Origin of the sequence: Enterobacter genomosp. S (genome assembly GCF_001631805.1) — a bacterium.
GTDB classification, from domain to species: Bacteria; Pseudomonadota; Gammaproteobacteria; order Enterobacterales; family Enterobacteriaceae; genus Enterobacter; species Enterobacter quasihormaechei.
Genome location: NZ_LVVA01000018.1, coordinates 383,403 through 399,431, shown reverse-complemented (window position 1 = coordinate 399,431; position 16,029 = coordinate 383,403). Strand labels below are relative to the sequence as shown.

Genomic DNA, 16,029 nt, shown 5'->3' with positions numbered 1-16,029 from the left:
AAAAGCCCCTCAAATGAGGGGCTCTGGGAATAGGTTTAGCAACGGGAAGAAAAACGGCAGGCCAGCGTCTGATTTCAGACGCGGTAAGACGTTATGTCGTACACGCTTGACCATGCTTCCTCCCGGCAAATTGTCGGGCATTATACGCAGCTCGTTTTTGGGATCAAGCGATTTAATGCACGCTTTACTCAATGCAAACGGTTCTTTATGAATATTAATGCATTCTGAGTAAATAATTAATTTGCTTATGCACCAGCGCGGTACGCTTCACCACCCGGGGCGCAACCCAGACAATACTGCTTCCCGCCACCACGCCTAAAATTTCCGGTAACTGGTGATAATCCAGAATACGCGCCACCGCGCGGCCATATCCGGCAACGGTATGAATAAGGATAAATTCGCTATTGTGCTCCACGCTCACCACCATTTCGGAGACGGTGCGCGCGGCGTCGGGGGCAGGGCGCAGCTGGGGATTCAGCGAATAAATCTTTAGCCCTTTGGCATTGCGAATTTTTATGACGCCGAGCAGCTTGAGCAGACGTGAAACGGTGGACTGGCTGATGGTCTCAAAACCCCGCTCCTGCAAGTCGCGGCGGATCTCTTCCTGAGAGAGATAGCTCTTTTCCGCGATCAGACGCTGGCAGACCGTTAGCTGTAGTTGCTCTTTGGGAGAGTACTCTTCGTAATCCATCATAGTTCCCATATCAGTTCCCGAAATAACCGGTGGCACCGCACCGATCCGTAGGCCGGATGAGCGCAGCGCCATCCGGCAAATCACAACAACGCGCCCAGGCTTAACGCCACCATAATCACCACCGTCAAAATCCCCAGCAGCGGCGCGACCCATTTCAGATAACGCATGTAGGGCACGCGGGCGATAGCCAGCCCGCCCATCACAACGGCAGAGGTGGGGGTGATAAGGTTAACGATGCCGGACGCCGACTGGTAAGCCGTAACCACCAGGTCGCGGTTGACGTTAGCGAAATCGGCAAGGGGCGCCATGATCGGCATCGTCAGAACGGCCAGGCCGGACGAAGAAGGCACAAGAAACGACAGCACCACCTCCAGCCAGTACATCACGTTAATGAACGCCACCGTCGATAATCCGGTAACCATCCCCTCGGCGCTGTGCAAAATGGTGTGGGTAATCATGCCCTTATCCATAATCACTACGATACCGCGCGCGATGCCGATAATCAGCGCGACGCCCAGCAAATCTCGCGCGCCGTTGATAAACGTCGACGTCAGCTCCTCTTCGCTCATGCGGGCGATAAGCCCAACGATAATGGCGCTGGCGAGGAACACCGCCGAGATCTCCGCCATCCACCAGCCCAGCACCGCCACGCCGTAGATCATCACCGCGAAGGCGAGGGCGAAAATCACCAGGATGAGTTTGCGCACCGGGGTAAATTCCAGCGACTGCTCGCCCTTGTTGCCGAGGAAGTGGGCGAGGTTCTCCTCCTGTTTATCCGCCACGATCGACAGCGACGGATCTTTGCGCACCTTGCGGGCATAGCGCATCACCCACGCCACGCAGATGATCCAGCCGATGACCAGCAGCGCGATGCGCAGCATGATCCCGTTGGTGAAGGGGATCCCGGCGGCGTTGGCGGCGATCACCGTCGCGAACGGGTTAATGGTGGACCCGAGCGTGCCGATCCCCGCCCCGAGCAGCACGGTGGACGCGGCAACCACCGGATCGAACCGCGCCGCCAGCATCACCGGCACCAGTAAGGTATAGAAGGGCAGCGACTCTTCGGCCATGCCGTAAATGGTGCCACCTGCGGCAAACAGCGCCATCAGGATCGGGATCATCCACTCTTCGCGCCCGCGCAGCCTGGTGGTGACGCGCTCGATCCCGGCGTCAATTGCCCCGGTTTTGGTGACGATCCCGAGAAATCCCCCGATGATCAGGATAAACAGCGCGACGTCGATCGCCCCGGCCTGGCCGGACTCCGGATCGTACAGCCCGGCAATCGGGGCCATCAGCACCGACACCAGCCCCTGCGGATGCGATGCCACGTGCGCATAGGTGCCGGCAACCGGCACCTCTTTGCCGAGCGCCTCGTTCATCGCCATATGGTACTGCCCGGCCGGAACAATCCACGTCAGCACGGCAACCACGGCAATCAGAAAAAAGAGAATGGTGTAAGCGGAGGGAAACTTGAACTTGCCCATGATGTTCTCCTGAAACCCGGCGCACCCCGCGGCGCGCCGGGCGGTGATTAGTCGCCGAGTGTCGCCACCATGACCGCCTTAATGGTGTGCATGCGGTTTTCTGCTTCGTCAAAGACGATGGAGTTCGGTGATTCAAAGACCTCTTCCGTCACCTCCAGCCCCTTCAGGCCGTACGCCATCTCGATCTCGCGGCCCACTTTAGTGTGCTCGTTGTGGAACGCGGGCAGGCAGTGCATGAACTTGACGTTCGGGTTGCCGGTGGCCTTCATCACGTCCGCGTTGATTTGATACGGCTTCATCAGGCTGACGCGCTCGGCCCACGCCTCCTTCGGCTCTCCCATGGAGACCCACACGTCGGTGTAGAGGAAATCGGTGCCCTGCACGCCTTCTTCCACATCGTCGGTGAGGGTGATGCGTGCGCCCGTTTCTTTGGCGATGGCGCGGCACTGCTCAACCAGCCCTGCTTCTGGCCAGAAGGATTTCGGTGCCACGAGGCGGATATCCATCCCCATCTTGGCCGCGCCGACCATCAGGGAGTTGCCCATGTTATTCCGCGCGTCGCCGAGATAGGCAAAGCTCAACTCCGGCAGGGTTTTGCCCGGTGAATGCTCCAGCATGGTCATCAGGTCAGCGAGAATTTGCGTCGGGTGGAACTCGTCGGTCAGGCCGTTCCATACCGGCACGCCCGCGTACTCGCCCAGCTCCTCGACGATGGCCTGGCCGTAGCCGCGGTACTCGATGCCGTCATACATGCGGCCCAGCACACGGGCGGTGTCTTTCATCGACTCTTTATGGCCGATCTGCGACCCGCTTGGACCGAGGTAGGTGACCTGCGCGCCCTGGTCAAATGCGCCCACTTCGAAGGCGCAGCGGGTGCGGGTGGAGGTTTTTTCAAAGATCAGGGCGATGTTTTTTCCGACCAGGGTCTGCTTTTCGCGCCCGGCCTTTTTGGCCGACTTCAGCTCGATGGCGAGGTCGATCAGGTACTGAATTTCCGCCGGGGTGTAGTCCAGCAGTTTGAGGAAGTTGCGGTTTTTCAGGTTGATGGTCATGGCTAAATCCTTTTTAAATGAGAGTTCAGTTACGAATCAGCGTGCCTTTCTCGCCCGCCAGGATCTCCGCGCCGTCGGCCAGCGCGCCGATCCCGGCAATGCCGTTGCAGGCCTCAACAAATTCGCGGCAGGCGGCCACTTTCGGCCCCATCGATCCGGCGTCGAACGGCATGTCTTTAAGCAATTCCGGCGTCACCTGCGCCAGCGGGCGCTGGGTCGGCTTGCCCCAGTCGAGGTACACCGCGTCGGCATCGGTGAGGATCAGCAGGGCGTCGGCCTCGATCTGGCGCGCCAGCAGGGCGGCGGAGAGGTCTTTGTCGATCACCGCCTCAACGCCGCGATAGCCGTTGGCGTTCTCCACTACCGGCACGCCGCCGCCGCCGTTGCAGATGACCAGGTGGTCACGCTGGATCAGCGCCGTAATGGCATCGCTCTCCACGATGCGCTTCGGCTGCGGAGAGGGCACCACGCGGCGGAAATAGGCGCCGTCTGCCCTGAACGTCCAGCCTTTTTCTGCGGCCAGCGCTTTCGCCTGCGCTTCGCTGTACACCGGACCGATGTACTTGGTCGGGTTGCTGAACGCCGGATCGGCGGCGTCCACTTCCACCTGGGTGAGCAGGACGCTCACCTCGCGTTGTGGCAGGCTGTTTTTCAGCGCCTGCTGGAGCATGTAGCCGATCATCCCCTGGCTTTCCGCGCCGAGAACGTCCAGCGGGTAGGGCGTCACTTTGTCGTAGGCGCTGTTTTGCAATGCCAGCAGCCCGACCTGCGGCCCGTTGCCGTGCACCAGCACCACGCGCCACTGTTCTGTTAATCCGGCGATGGTGCGGGCAGCCTGCTCGATGTTCTGGCGCTGGATATCCGCTTCCAGCGGCTCGCCGCGCTTAAGCAGCGCGTTGCCGCCCAGGGCCACAACCAGAGTGGGTTTTCGTTCCATGATGGCTCCTTAAATTCCGTCGCGTTCCAGTGGGCAGCTCATGCAGCGCGCGCCGCCGCGACCGCGTCCCAGCTCGTCGCCGGGGATCGGCAGCACGGTAATGCCCGCTTTGTCGTACTTCTCGTTGGTCCAGACGTTACGCTCGTAGCCGATCACCACGCCCGGGCGGATGGTCAGAACGTTGTTGGCGTCGTTCCACTGCTCGCGTTCGGCTTCAAAGGCGTCGCCACCGGTGGTGATGAGGCGGACCTGGTTAATGCCGAGGGCTTTCTCGATGGCGTGCAGCAGGTCGGTTTCCTGGGTGCGCAGCAGGCCGCCGCGTCCGTCCGGGGTGAGCGTCCAGCACTGGGCGTCTTTGCGCACCACTTCCGGATAGACGGAGAAGGTGTCCACATCGATGTGGGTCATCACCGTGTCGAGGTGCATGCAGGAGCGGTGTTTTGGCAGCTCAACGGCAATCACGCGTTCGGCCTGACGGTGTTTAAACAGGCTGTTGGCGAGGAACTCCACGCCCTGCGGCGTTGTGCGCTCGGACATGCCGATCAATACCGCCCCGCGGCCAATCACCAGTACGTCGCCGCCTTCTAAGGTGGCGTGGTCATAATTAATATTCTCGTCGCCGAAATACTTAATAAAATCGCCGTCGGCAAATGCCGGATGCCAGCGATATATCGCGCGCAGATTATTGGTTTCACGCTGGCGGGCGGGTTTCGCCATCGGGTTAATGGACACGCCGTTATAAATCCAGCAGGAGGTATCGCGGGTAAATAAATGGTTCGGCAGCGGCTTCATAATAAAATCATTCGCCGTGTGGGTATCCACTACCATATTTTTAATGGCTGCCGGGATTTCGCCGTAAGTTAATCCCCCGCTTAATCGCCGCGCCAGTTCACGGTGCGGCATATCCGCCAGCCAGCCGCGCACGTCGCCGGCAAAGGTTGGCCCGAGGCGATAATCGGAGATTTGCGTTTCAAGAAGCCAGGCTTTCGCTTGTGCAATATCAAGCGTTTGCGTGAGAAGGTCGGTCAACAGCAGGACTTCCACACCCTGCTCGCGCAGCGTGTTGGCGAAGATGTCATGCTCTTCACCCGCCCGTTCAACCGACAGTACATCATCAAATAACAGTTCCTGACAGTTTGAGGGGGTTAACCGCTTCAGGCTTAAATTAGGGCGGTGCAGCATAACGCTACGCAATTGACCAATTTCAGAACCGACGTAATGCTTTTCCATAATTATTCCTTTAACTGTTTTTCAGAATAAAAAGGGCATGCGCCATGTGATGTGTTTAATTTCATGGCGGCTAAGCTCAATTGATTTCGTGATTCATATTAGGCGCTTAAATAATGGTTATTGTGACATTGCTCACGCGAAAACCGATATTAAGACGTTTGTTTTCATTTGCATGATTCGCATCAGATAATGATTAAATTGTTATTATTGGGGGATGAATAGCTAAGCGGAAATGGGTGGCATTATTTGAGGTTGTTATTAATTTGTAGAATTACATATTTAGATATATTAAGTTACAGTGTTGATTTTAAACGATAAAATATCAAGATGAGAATGGCTATGCAATTAATGCAATTAACTATTTTGGACTTAAGAAAAATCAATAAATAATTATGGCGTTATAAAGGAAATAACCAGAGTGATAAAGTGTGACGTGGCCGCAGGTTTTGTGATTTAGGCTGTAGTTTCAAATGGTTATATTAATTCAGTGGCGAGTATCGGGTGAGGTTATGCATAACCACTGCATAAATGCCTGACTGCAATTAACAGCAAATTAACACATTTCCCGATAAACATGCGCTTGCGCAAAAGTTGCCTAAAAAGGGGTGGCGGGGAGAGAACAATTTTCGTATAAAAGATGGAAATGAAACGGTGTTTTAATTTGAGGGCTATACCATGATTGTGGGCAACATTCATCATCTCCAGTCCTGGCTACCAGAAGAACTGCGCCAGGCCATTGAGCACGTTAAGTCGCACGTTACCGACGCCACGCCGACCGGCAAGCACGACATCAACGGCAACAGCCTGTTTTATCTGGTGTCAGAAGACATGACCCAGCCGTTCGCCGAGCGCCGCGCCGAGTACCACGCGCGCTACCTGGATATCCAGATTGTGCTGAAGGGGCAGGAAGGGATGACGTTCAGCACCCTGCCGCACGGCACCCCGGACACCGACTGGCTGGCGGATAAAGACATCGCGTTCCTGCCGGAAGGCGAGCAGGAGAAAACCGTGGTGCTGAGCGAAGGGGATTTTGTGGTGTTCTGGCCGGGTGAAGTGCATAAGCCGTTGTGCGCGGTGGGGGAGCCTGCTAAGGTCAGAAAAGTGGTTGTTAAAATGCTGGTGGAATAATTTCCCCTCACCCCAGCCCTCTCCCACGGGGAGAGGGCTGGGGCACCAGACCGCACCCACGCATAATGTGATCCAGCTTAAACTTCCCGCACTCCCTCCTCATCTCCCATTTACCTCCCCTTTTTCTGCGTCATAGTATGATCGTTAAATTAATGAACACTGTTCTATAATGTAGAACAAAATGATTCAACAAGGAGATCTTATGCCGCAGTCCGCGTTGTTCACGGGAATCATTCCCCCTGTCTCCACCATTTTTACCGCCGACGGCCAGCTTGATGAGCAGGGCACCGCCGCGCTGATCGACGATCTCATCAAAGCGGGCGTTGACGGCCTGTTCTTCCTGGGCAGCGGCGGCGAGTTCTCCCAGCTCAGCGCTGAAGAGCGTAAAACCATTGCCCGCTTTGCTATCGATCATGTCGATCGTCGTGTGCCGGTGCTGATCGGCACCGGCGGCACCAACGCCCGGGAAACCATTGAACTCAGCCAGCACGCGCAGCAGGCGGGCGCGGACGGCATCGTGGTGATCAACCCCTACTACTGGAAGGTGTCGGAAGCGAACCTGATCCGCTATTTCGAGCAGGTAGCCGACAGCGTCACGCTGCCGGTGATGCTCTATAACTTCCCGGCGCTGACCGGTCAGGATCTGACTCCGGCGCTGGTGAAAACCCTGGCCGATTCGCGCAGCAATATTATCGGCATCAAAGACACCATCGACTCCGTCGCCCACCTGCGCAGCATGATCCTCACCGTTAAAGCCGCTCATCCGCACTTCACCGTGCTGTGCGGCTACGATGATCATCTGTTTAATACCCTGCTGCTCGGCGGCGACGGGGCGATTTCGGCGAGCGGCAACTTTGCCCCGCAGGTGTCGGTGGATCTTCTGAAAGCCTGGCGGGATAAAGACGTGGCGAAAGCGGCTGAGTATCATCAGATCCTGCTGCAAATCCCGCAGATGTATCAGCTGGATACGCCGTTTGTGAACGTCATTAAAGAGGCGATCGTGCTTTGTGGTCGTCCTGTCTCCACGCACGTGCTGCCGCCCGCCACGCCGCTGGACGAGCCGCGTAAGGCGCAGCTGAAAATCCTGTTACAACAGCTCAAGCTCTGCTGAGCCGGACGATAACGATGACCATTGAGAAAATTTTCACCCCACAGGACGATGCGTTTTATGCGGTGATCACCCACGCGGCGGGGCCGCAGGGCGCGCTGCCTCTGACCCCGCAGATGCTGATGGAATCCCCCAGCGGCAACCTGTTCGGCATGACGCAGAACGCCGGGATGGGCTGGGACGCCAACAAGCTGACCGGCAAAGAGGTGCTGATCATCGGCACCCAGGGCGGCATCCGCGCCGGGGACGGGCGCCCGGTTGCGCTGGGCTACCACACCGGACACTGGGAAATCGGCATGCAGATGCAGGCGGCGGCGAAAGAGATCACCCGCAACGGCGGGATCCCGTTTGCGGCCTTCGTCAGCGATCCGTGCGACGGGCGCTCGCAGGGCACGCACGGCATGTTCGACTCCCTGCCGTATCGTAACGACGCGGCGATCGTGTTTCGCCGTCTGATCCGCTCCCTGCCCACGCGCCGGGCGGTGATCGGCGTGGCCACCTGCGATAAAGGGCTACCCGCCACCATGATCGCGCTGGCCTCCATGCACGACCTGCCGACCATTCTGGTGCCGGGCGGGGCGACGCTGCCGCCGACCGTGGGGGAAGATGCGGGCAAGGTGCAGACCATCGGCGCGCGCTTTGCCAACCACGAGCTCTCCTTGCAGGAGGCCGCCGAGCTCGGCTGTCGCGCCTGCGCGTCGCCGGGCGGCGGCTGCCAGTTCCTCGGCACGGCGGGCACCTCGCAAGTGGTGGCGGAAGCGCTGGGGCTGGCGCTGCCGCACTCCGCGCTGGCGCCGTCCGGGCAGGCGGTGTGGCTGGAGATCGCCCGCCAGTCGGCGCGGGCGGTGAGCGAGCTGGATAACCGCGGCATTACCACGCGCGATATCCTCACCGATAAAGCCATCGAAAACGCCATGGTGATCCACGCGGCGTTCGGCGGTTCCACGAACTTACTGCTGCACATCCCGGCCATTGCCCACGCGGCGGGCTGCACTATCCCGGACGTAGAGCACTGGACGCGCGTCAACCGCAGGGTGCCGCGTCTGGTGAGCGTGCTGCCCAACGGCCCGGACTACCACCCGACCGTGCGGGCGTTTCTCGCAGGCGGCGTGCCGGAAGTGATGCTCCACCTGCGCGATCTCGGCCTGCTGCATCTGGACGCCATGACCGTTACCGGCCAGACGGTGGGCGAGAACCTCGACTGGTGGCAGACGTCCGAGCGCCGTAAGCGCTTCCGCCAGTGCCTGCGCGAGCAGGACAGCGTGGAGCCGGATGACGTGATCCTGCCGCCGGAGAAGGCCAAAGCGAAAGGGCTGACCTCGACGGTCTGCTTCCCGACGGGCAACATCGCGCCGGAAGGTTCGGTGATCAAGGCCACGGCGATCGACCCGTCGGTGGTGGATGACGATGGCGTTTACCGCCACACCGGCCGGGTGCGGGTGTTTGTCTCGGAAGCGCAGGCCATCAAGGCCATTAAGCGGGAAGAGATTAAGCAGGGGGATATCATGGTGGTGATCGGCGGCGGGCCGTCCGGCACCGGCATGGAGGAGACCTATCAGCTCACCTCCGCGCTGAAGCATATCTCGTGGGGCAAGACGGTGTCGTTAATCACCGATGCGCGCTTCTCGGGCGTGTCGACGGGCGCCTGCTTCGGGCACGTGTCGCCGGAGGCGCTGGCGGGCGGGCCGATTGGCAAGCTGCGCGACAACGATATCATTGAGATTGCCGTCGACCGCCTGACATTAACAGGCAGCGTGAACTTCATCGGCACGGCGGATAACCCGCTGACGCCGGAGGAGGGCGCGTGCGAGCTGGCTCGGCGGCAGACGCACCCGGACCTGCACGCCCACGACTTTTTGCCGGACGATACCCGGCTGTGGGCGACATTGCAGTCGGTGAGCGGCGGCACCTGGAAAGGCTGTATTTATGACACCGATAAAATTATTGAGGTAATTAACGCCGGTAAAAAAGCGCTCGGCATTTAATTATTTTTCACGCGATTGTCGTCTACGGAATATATTCCGTGGGCGGCTTTTCGTATCTGTAATTTGTTAATTTAAACAATAAGTTGCGATATATCGTTGGCGTCACAAAAGCAAAATAACGTAATTCAGAAATAAGATATGACCATTGCTGGTTAATTGAACAGCTCATTACACTCCATTAACACGATGTTGTAATTCAGCACACTACCAAAGGGTGTAATTCTGATGACGCAATTAACCATGAAAGACAAAATTGGCTACGGGCTGGGTGACACCGCCTGCGGCTTCGTCTGGCAGGCTACCATGTTCCTGCTGGCCTATTTCTACACCGACGTGTTTGGCCTGTCGGCGGGCATAATGGGCACGCTGTTTTTAGTCTCCCGCGTGCTCGATGCCGTGACCGACCCGCTGATGGGGCTGCTGGTAGACCGCACCCGCACGCGGCACGGCCAGTTCCGCCCGTTCCTGCTGTGGGGCGCCATCCCGTTTGGCATCGTCTGCATGCTGACCTTCTACACACCGGACTTCTCCGCGCAGGGCAAAATCATCTACGCCTGCGCGACCTACATTCTCCTGACCCTGGTTTACACCTTCGTTAACGTCCCGTACTGCGCCATGCCGGGGGTGATCACCGCCGACCCAAAAGAGCGCCACGCCCTTCAGTCCTGGCGTTTCTTCCTCGCCGCGGCGGGCTCGCTCGCCATCAGCGGCATCGCGCTGCCGCTGGTCAGCATCATCGGCAAGGGGGACGAGCAGGTGGGCTATTTCGGCGCCATGTGCGTGCTGGGGCTGACCGGCGTGGTGCTCCTCTACGTCTGCTTCTTCACCACCAAAGAGCGCTACACCTTTGAGGTGCAGCCTGGCTCGTCGGTGGCGAAAGATCTCAGGCTGCTGCTCGGCAACGGCCAGTGGCGCATCATGTGCGCGTTCAAGATGATGGCGACCTGCTCCAACGTGGTGCGCGGCGGGGCGACGCTCTACTTCGTGAAATACGTGATGGATCACCCGGAGATGGCGACCCAGTTTTTACTCTACGGCAGCCTCGCCACCATGTTTGGCTCACTCTGCTCCTCACGCCTGCTGGGCCGCTTCGACCGCGTCACCGCCTTTAAGTGGATCATCGTCGCTTACTCGCTCATCAGCCTGCTGATTTTCTTTACGCCAGCAGAGCATATTGCCCTGATTTTCGCCCTCAACATCCTGTTCCTGTTCGTCTTTAACACCACCACGCCGCTACAGTGGCTGATGGCCTCCGACGTGGTGGATTACGAGGAGAGCCGCAGCGGGCGTCGCCTCGACGGGCTGGTGTTCTCGACCTACCTGTTCAGCCTGAAGATTGGCCTGGCGATTGGCGGGGCGGTGGTGGGCTGGATCCTGGCCTGGGTGAACTACTCCGCCAGCAGCAGCGTGCAGCCGGTTGAGGTGCTCACCACCATCAAAATTCTGTTCTGCGTGGTGCCGGTGGTGCTCTACGCGGGCATGTTCATCATGCTGTCGTTCTACAAGCTCACCGACGACCGCGTGGAGGCCATCAGCCAGCAGCTGATCAAACACCGCGCGGCGCAGGGCGAGGCCGTACCCGACGCCGCGACAGCCGCATCCCATTAACCGGAGGCAACATGGAAATTACTAACCCGATCCTGACCGGCTTCAACCCGGACCCGTCCCTGTGCCGTCAGGGCGAGGACTACTACATCGCCACCTCGACCTTCGAGTGGTTCCCGGGCGTGCGCATCTACCACTCCCGCGACCTGAAAAACTGGTCGCTGGTCAGCACGCCGCTGGACCGCGTGTCGATGCTGGACATGAAGGGCAACCCGGACTCCGGCGGCATCTGGGCGCCTTGCCTGAGCTACGCCGACGGCAAATTCTGGCTGCTCTATACCGACGTGAAGATTGTCGACTCGCCGTGGAAAAATGGCCGCAACTTCCTCGTTACCGCGCCGTCCATCGAAGGGCCATGGAGCGAGCCGATCCCAATGGGCAACGGCGGGTTTGACCCGTCCCTGTTCCACGACGACGATGGGCGTAAATACTACCTCTACCGACCGTGGGGGCCGCGCCACCACAGCAACCCGCACAACACCATTGTGATGCAGGAGTTTGACCCGCAGACCAGCACGCTCTCGCCCGAGCGCAAAACGCTGTTTACCGGCACGCCGCTCTGCTACACCGAAGGGGCGCATCTTTATCACCACGCGGGCTGGTACTACCTGATGGTTGCCGAGGGCGGCACCAGCTACGAGCACGCAGTCGTGGTACTGCGTTCCAGAAATATCGACGGGCCGTACGAGCTGCACCCGGACGTAACGATGATGACCAGCTGGCACCTGCCGGAGAATCCGCTGCAAAAGAGCGGCCACGGCTCGCTGCTGCAAACCCATACGGGAGAATGGTACATGGCCTACCTCACCAGCCGCCCGCTGCGCCTGCCCGGCGTGCCGCTGCTGGCCTCCGGCGGGCGCGGCTACTGCCCGCTGGGGCGCGAGACCGGCATCGCCCGCATTGCGTGGCGCGACGGCTGGCCGTACGTGGAAGGCGGCAAACACGCGCAGCTGACCGTGCCCGGCCCACAGGTGGCGGAGCAGCCCGCAGCCGCTCAGGGTAACTGGCGGGATGATTTTGACGGCAGCACGCTTGACCCGCAGCTACAGACCCTGCGCATTCCGTTCGACGACACCCTCGGCTCGCTCACCGCCCGCCCGGGCTACTTACGGCTCTACGGCAACGACTCGCTCAACTCGACCTTTACCCAGTCGACCGTGGCGCGCCGCTGGCAGCACTTTACCTTCCGGGCCGAGACGCGGATGCAGTTCTCGCCGGTCCACTTCCAGCAGAGCGCGGGGCTGACCTGCTACTACAACAGCAAAAACTGGAGCTACTGCTTTGTGGATTACGAGGAGGGGCAGGGGAGAACCATCAAGGTGATCCAGCTCGACCACAACGTGCCGTCGTGGCCGCTGCACGAGCAGCCCATTCTGGTGCCGGAACATGCGGAGAGCGTCTGGCTGCGGGTAGATGTGGATACGCTGGTCTACCGCTACAGCTACTCGTTTGACGGCGAGACGTGGCACGCCGTGCCGGTGACGTATGAGGCGTGGAAGCTGTCGGACGACTACATCGGCGGACGTGGCTTCTTTACCGGCGCGTTTGTGGGGCTGCACTGCGAGGACATCAGCGGCGACGGCTGTCACGCGGACTTCGACTACTTCACCTACGAGCCGGTATAGCCCAGCGCGCGTGAGAGCTCGAGCCCGGCCTGCTGAAGCTGCTCGCGGAAGCGGGCCAGCTCGGCGTCGTCCACGCGGGAGGTGAGCGTCGACAGGCTCAGGGCGGCAATCACGCGGGATTCGTGGTTCCACACCGGCACCGCCACGCAGCGCACGCCCTGCTCGTTCTCTTCGCTGTCCAGGGCATAGCCCTGCTCGCGGGTCTGCGCCAGGGCGGCCATTAACGCTTCACGAGACGCGAGGGTGGAAGGCGTAAAGGTGGTGTAGTGATAGCCCTCCAGCAGGGCGTTCAGCTCGGCCTCACCCAGCCAGGCAATCAACACCTTGCCGATGGCGGTGGCGTGAACCGGCAGGCGGCGGCCAATGCGCGAATAGGCAATGGCCGCCAGCTTGCCTTCAATCTTCTCGATATAAACCCCTTCACGCCCGTCCAGGATCCCCAGATGGGTGGTCTGTCCGGTCCGCTGGGACAGCTCCGTCAGCCAGCCTTTCGCCTTCTGGCGAATATCGATGGAGCCCACGACAAAATGACCGCGCTCGACCAGCTTCATGCCAAGGCGATATTTGCCGTTCTCCGGGTTCTGATCGATATAGCCGTGAAGCTGGAGGGTTTTCAGCAGCGAGTGGAGGGTGCTCTTGCTCAGCCCCATCAGTTTGCTGATGTCGGTGATCTTAAGCTCGGTGGCCTGCTCGTTGAACAGGTCGAGGATCTGTAACGCACGTTCAACAGACTGAATAATCGGCATAATGCTGGCATGTCCACGCTGGAATGAAGGCGAAAACGTACCTTTTTCGGGGTGAAAAATCAATGAAGGGGAGCCGGTTTGCCCGGCGGCGCTTCGCTTGCACGGGCCTACGGGTTTTGTAGGCCGGGTAAGCGCTGTGTCACCCGGCAGGAAGATCGCACCGATCCAATATCATGTCAGTACGTTGTTTGGCTCAGTTCGGTATAGTCAGGTTTCTTGAAAATTCAACAGCAGAAACCGACTGCACCTTCCATAAGTTGTTTTCTTTAACCATGCAGTCTATGACTACGTGGTCCTGCTTTTTACCGAATGCAATGTATACGTTGACACAGACTGGATCGGTATCCCCGGCTATGGCTGTTACATTCTGCGGCCAGTCATCGCCGACGTATTGCGCTTTTAAAAATATATCAGCCTCGTAAAATTCTTCGTCTGCATAGCGAGGATCCTGCGCGTGACGGAGTTTTTTCATTGTTGATGCTGTGACATATTTATCTATTTCGTTTCCATCAGTGATGGGAAATACATCTTTGTTGATTTGATTTACGTACCAGCTGTTAAATTTTACAGCACGCTCAATCGGATCAGAATGGCCAGCCATTGCAGAAAAAGAGAATATGAAGAGAAGCAGTAAGATATTTTTCATATCAATAGTGCCTGTAAAGAGTGATTTTGGGCTGTATCTTCCGATATGTCTGGCCGGGATAAAGGCTATTCTGTTTAAAGTCTGAATACCAGGTACCCGATCCGTCGTAGATACAAGCATGCCCGTTCTGATGCGCTCCAGGTAATGCGTCAATGACTGCAACATCACCCTCAATAGGGGTGCCATACACTTTACTGAATCCTGCCTTCTCAAGAGAACGCCAGAAGTTTTTTGCATCAGCGCCATCAATCTTCAGTCCTCCGGCGCGGATAGCTGCATCAACGGCGCGGGCGCAGTAACCGGTACTTTTATGATGTGCGTGGCTGCGGGCATACGACACAGCTTCATGCTTATTCCATGACATAAATAATCCTTATTAACGAAATGCAGCAATAAGGAAATATTACGCCGATAATATACGGTGTTTTGTAATTGATAATGACCTGATATTAACCATTATCCACTCAGTAAATAATGGTTAATAAAAATATAAATATCTATTATGGTTAATGCCTGGCTGAGAAAGCGGCAGTAAAATATTTTTCTGCCAGACCATAACGCTATTGTCGTTTTTAGGGTTTTCTCCCTCTCCCTGTGGGAGAGGGCCGGGGTGAGGGCACCAGACCGCAGAGGACCCAATCACTCCCCAAGCGTCGCCACCATCACCGCCTTAATCGTATGCATCCGGTTTTCCGCCTGGTCAAACACAATGCTCGCCGCCGACTCAAACACCTCGTCCGTCACCTCCATCCCGCCGTGCAGGTCGAACTCCTTCGCCATCTGCTTGCCGAGCGTGGTCTGGTCGTCATGGAACGCGGGCAGACAGTGCAGGAACTTCACGTTCGGGTTGCCGGTCAGCGCCATCATCTGCGCGTTCACCTGATACCCCCGCAGCAGCGCAATACGCTCCGCCCACTTCTCTTTGGCTTCGCCCATCGACACCCAGACGTCGGTATAGATAAAGTCCGCGCCCTTCACGCCCGCCGCCACGTCTTCCGTCAGGGTGATTTTGCCGCCGTGCTTCTCCGCCAGCGCGCTGCACTCCGCCACCAGGCTCTCTTCCGGCCAGCAGGCTTTCGGGGCCACCAGGCGCAGATCCAGCCCGGTCAGCGCCGCCGCTTCCAGCATCGAGTTGCCCATGTTGTTGCGCGCGTCGCCCGCGTAGACCAGCGTCATCTCGTTAAACGCCTTGCCCGGCAGGTGCTCCTGCATGGTCAGCAGGTCCGCCAGCAGCTGGGTCGGGTGGAACTCGTTGGTCAGCCCGTTCCACACCGGCACGCCCGCATACTGCGCCAGCGTTTCGACGACGTCCTGGCCGTGGCCGCGATACTGAATGCCGTCGTACATCCGCCCGAGAACCCGCGCGGTGTCCTTAATTGACTCTTTATGCCCAATCTGGCTGCCGCTCGGCCCTAAATACGTGACGCGCGCGCCCTGGTCAAATGCGGCAACTTCGAAAGAGCAACGGGTACGGGTCGAGTCTTTTTCGAAGATGAGCGCGATATTTTTACCGGTAAGTTTCTGTACTTCCTTGCCATTTTTCTTATCGGCCTTGAGCTGTGCGGCAAGGGTCAGCAGAGAAGTGAACTGTGCAGGGGTAAAGTCGAGCAATTTCAGAAAGTGTTTCTTGTACAAATCGGCCATTTTATCCTCGCATGGCAAACGCCAATTACTGAATTAAAATTCACTTTATATGTGTAATTATTCATTTGCAACCCCGTTTCACAAATCTTTCCAACAAAGGTGGAGGCAAACCCGTCCGTGTGTGAAAATAGAAGTATCTGCCGCA

Annotated in this window: 16 protein-coding genes and 1 pseudogene; 6 read left to right on the top strand and 11 right to left on the bottom strand. The window is 58.3% G+C overall.

From position 1 onward, the window contains the following. Window positions 1–9 precede the first annotated feature (9 nt). Entirely contained in the window at window positions 10–114 is a 105-nt protein-coding gene (locus A3466_RS22415) for a pyrBI operon leader peptide (RefSeq protein WP_022646880.1), read from the bottom strand. On the opposite strand from A3466_RS22415, the pseudogene A3466_RS23175 reads away from it, so the two are divergent. Beyond that, window positions 94–211: pseudogene (locus tag A3466_RS23175) on the top strand (hypothetical protein). The gene A3466_RS22415 and the pseudogene A3466_RS23175 overlap by 21 nt on opposite strands. Before the next feature lie 3 nt (window positions 212–214). Here A3466_RS23175 and A3466_RS12830 read toward each other — a convergent pair. The 5 genes from A3466_RS12830 to arcA form a co-directional block, all read right to left on the bottom strand. Next, window positions 215–694, bottom strand: coding sequence for an arginine repressor (locus A3466_RS12830; RefSeq protein WP_028015317.1), 480 nt, complete (start codon window positions 692–694; stop codon window positions 215–217). Between the two features lie 80 nt (window positions 695–774). Further along, the gene (locus A3466_RS12825; RefSeq protein ID WP_063450866.1) at window positions 775–2,178 is read right to left on the bottom strand and encodes a YfcC family protein; all 1,404 of its coding nucleotides are present in this window, start codon (window positions 2,176–2,178) and stop codon (window positions 775–777) included. Between the two features lie 47 nt (window positions 2,179–2,225). After that, window positions 2,226–3,230, bottom strand: coding sequence for an ornithine carbamoyltransferase (gene argF / locus A3466_RS12820; protein WP_063450865.1), 1,005 nt, complete (start codon window positions 3,228–3,230; stop codon window positions 2,226–2,228). Between the two features lie 25 nt (window positions 3,231–3,255). Beyond that, on the bottom strand, window positions 3,256–4,167 hold the full coding sequence (gene arcC / locus A3466_RS12815) for a carbamate kinase (protein ID WP_063450864.1): 912 nt from the start codon (window positions 4,165–4,167) through the stop codon (window positions 3,256–3,258). A gap of 9 nt (window positions 4,168–4,176) precedes the next feature. Beyond that, window positions 4,177–5,397: an arginine deiminase gene (gene arcA / locus A3466_RS12810; RefSeq protein WP_063450863.1), complete on the bottom strand. Its 1,221-nt coding sequence runs from the start codon at window positions 5,395–5,397 to the stop codon at window positions 4,177–4,179. A gap of 675 nt (window positions 5,398–6,072) precedes the next feature. Between arcA and A3466_RS12805 the strand changes: the two genes are divergently transcribed. From A3466_RS12805 to A3466_RS12785, 5 genes are all read left to right on the top strand, one after another. Next, entirely contained in the window at window positions 6,073–6,525 is a 453-nt protein-coding gene (locus A3466_RS12805; protein ID WP_063450862.1) for a YhcH/YjgK/YiaL family protein, read from the top strand. Between the two features lie 202 nt (window positions 6,526–6,727). Next, a complete protein-coding gene (yagE, locus tag A3466_RS12800; protein ID WP_063450861.1) occupies window positions 6,728–7,636 on the top strand; it encodes a 2-keto-3-deoxygluconate aldolase in 909 nt (302 codons plus the stop codon). A 14-nt stretch (window positions 7,637–7,650) separates the two neighbouring features. Next, the gene (gene yagF, locus A3466_RS12795) at window positions 7,651–9,618 is read left to right on the top strand and encodes a xylonate dehydratase YagF (protein ID WP_063450860.1); all 1,968 of its coding nucleotides are present in this window, start codon (window positions 7,651–7,653) and stop codon (window positions 9,616–9,618) included. 225 nt (window positions 9,619–9,843) lie between these two features. Next, a complete protein-coding gene (locus tag A3466_RS12790) occupies window positions 9,844–11,226 on the top strand; it encodes an MFS transporter (protein WP_028015325.1) in 1,383 nt (460 codons plus the stop codon). A gap of 11 nt (window positions 11,227–11,237) precedes the next feature. Next, window positions 11,238–12,848 (top strand): glycoside hydrolase family 43 protein, encoded by a 1,611-nt coding sequence (locus A3466_RS12785; RefSeq protein WP_063450859.1) that lies wholly within the window; start codon window positions 11,238–11,240, stop codon window positions 12,846–12,848. On the opposite strand, the gene xynR is transcribed toward A3466_RS12785, so the two are convergent. The 5 genes from xynR to argL form a co-directional block, all read right to left on the bottom strand. Beyond that, entirely contained in the window at window positions 12,833–13,594 is a 762-nt protein-coding gene (xynR, locus tag A3466_RS12780; RefSeq protein WP_063450858.1) for a DNA-binding transcriptional repressor XynR, read from the bottom strand. The two genes, A3466_RS12785 and xynR, sit on opposite strands and share 16 nt — an antisense overlap. 193 nt (window positions 13,595–13,787) lie before the next feature. After that, complete coding sequence (locus A3466_RS12775; RefSeq protein ID WP_063450857.1) at window positions 13,788–14,240, bottom strand: DUF3828 domain-containing protein; 453 nt, start codon at window positions 14,238–14,240, stop codon at window positions 13,788–13,790. A gap of 1 nt (window position 14,241) precedes the next feature. Then, on the bottom strand, window positions 14,242–14,604 hold the full coding sequence (locus A3466_RS12770; RefSeq protein WP_063450856.1) for a hypothetical protein: 363 nt from the start codon (window positions 14,602–14,604) through the stop codon (window positions 14,242–14,244). A 275-nt stretch (window positions 14,605–14,879) separates the two neighbouring features. Beyond that, window positions 14,880–15,884, bottom strand: coding sequence for an ornithine carbamoyltransferase (gene argF, locus A3466_RS12765; protein WP_063450855.1), 1,005 nt, complete (start codon window positions 15,882–15,884; stop codon window positions 14,880–14,882). Then, window positions 15,854–15,949 carry a putative translational regulatory protein ArgL gene (gene argL / locus A3466_RS23705; protein WP_245167745.1) on the bottom strand — a complete coding sequence of 32 codons (96 nt, stop codon included), beginning with the start codon at window positions 15,947–15,949 and terminating at the stop codon, window positions 15,854–15,856. Before argL ends, argF (A3466_RS12765) begins: the two co-directional genes overlap by 31 nt. Between the last annotated feature and the right edge of the window lie 80 nt (window positions 15,950–16,029).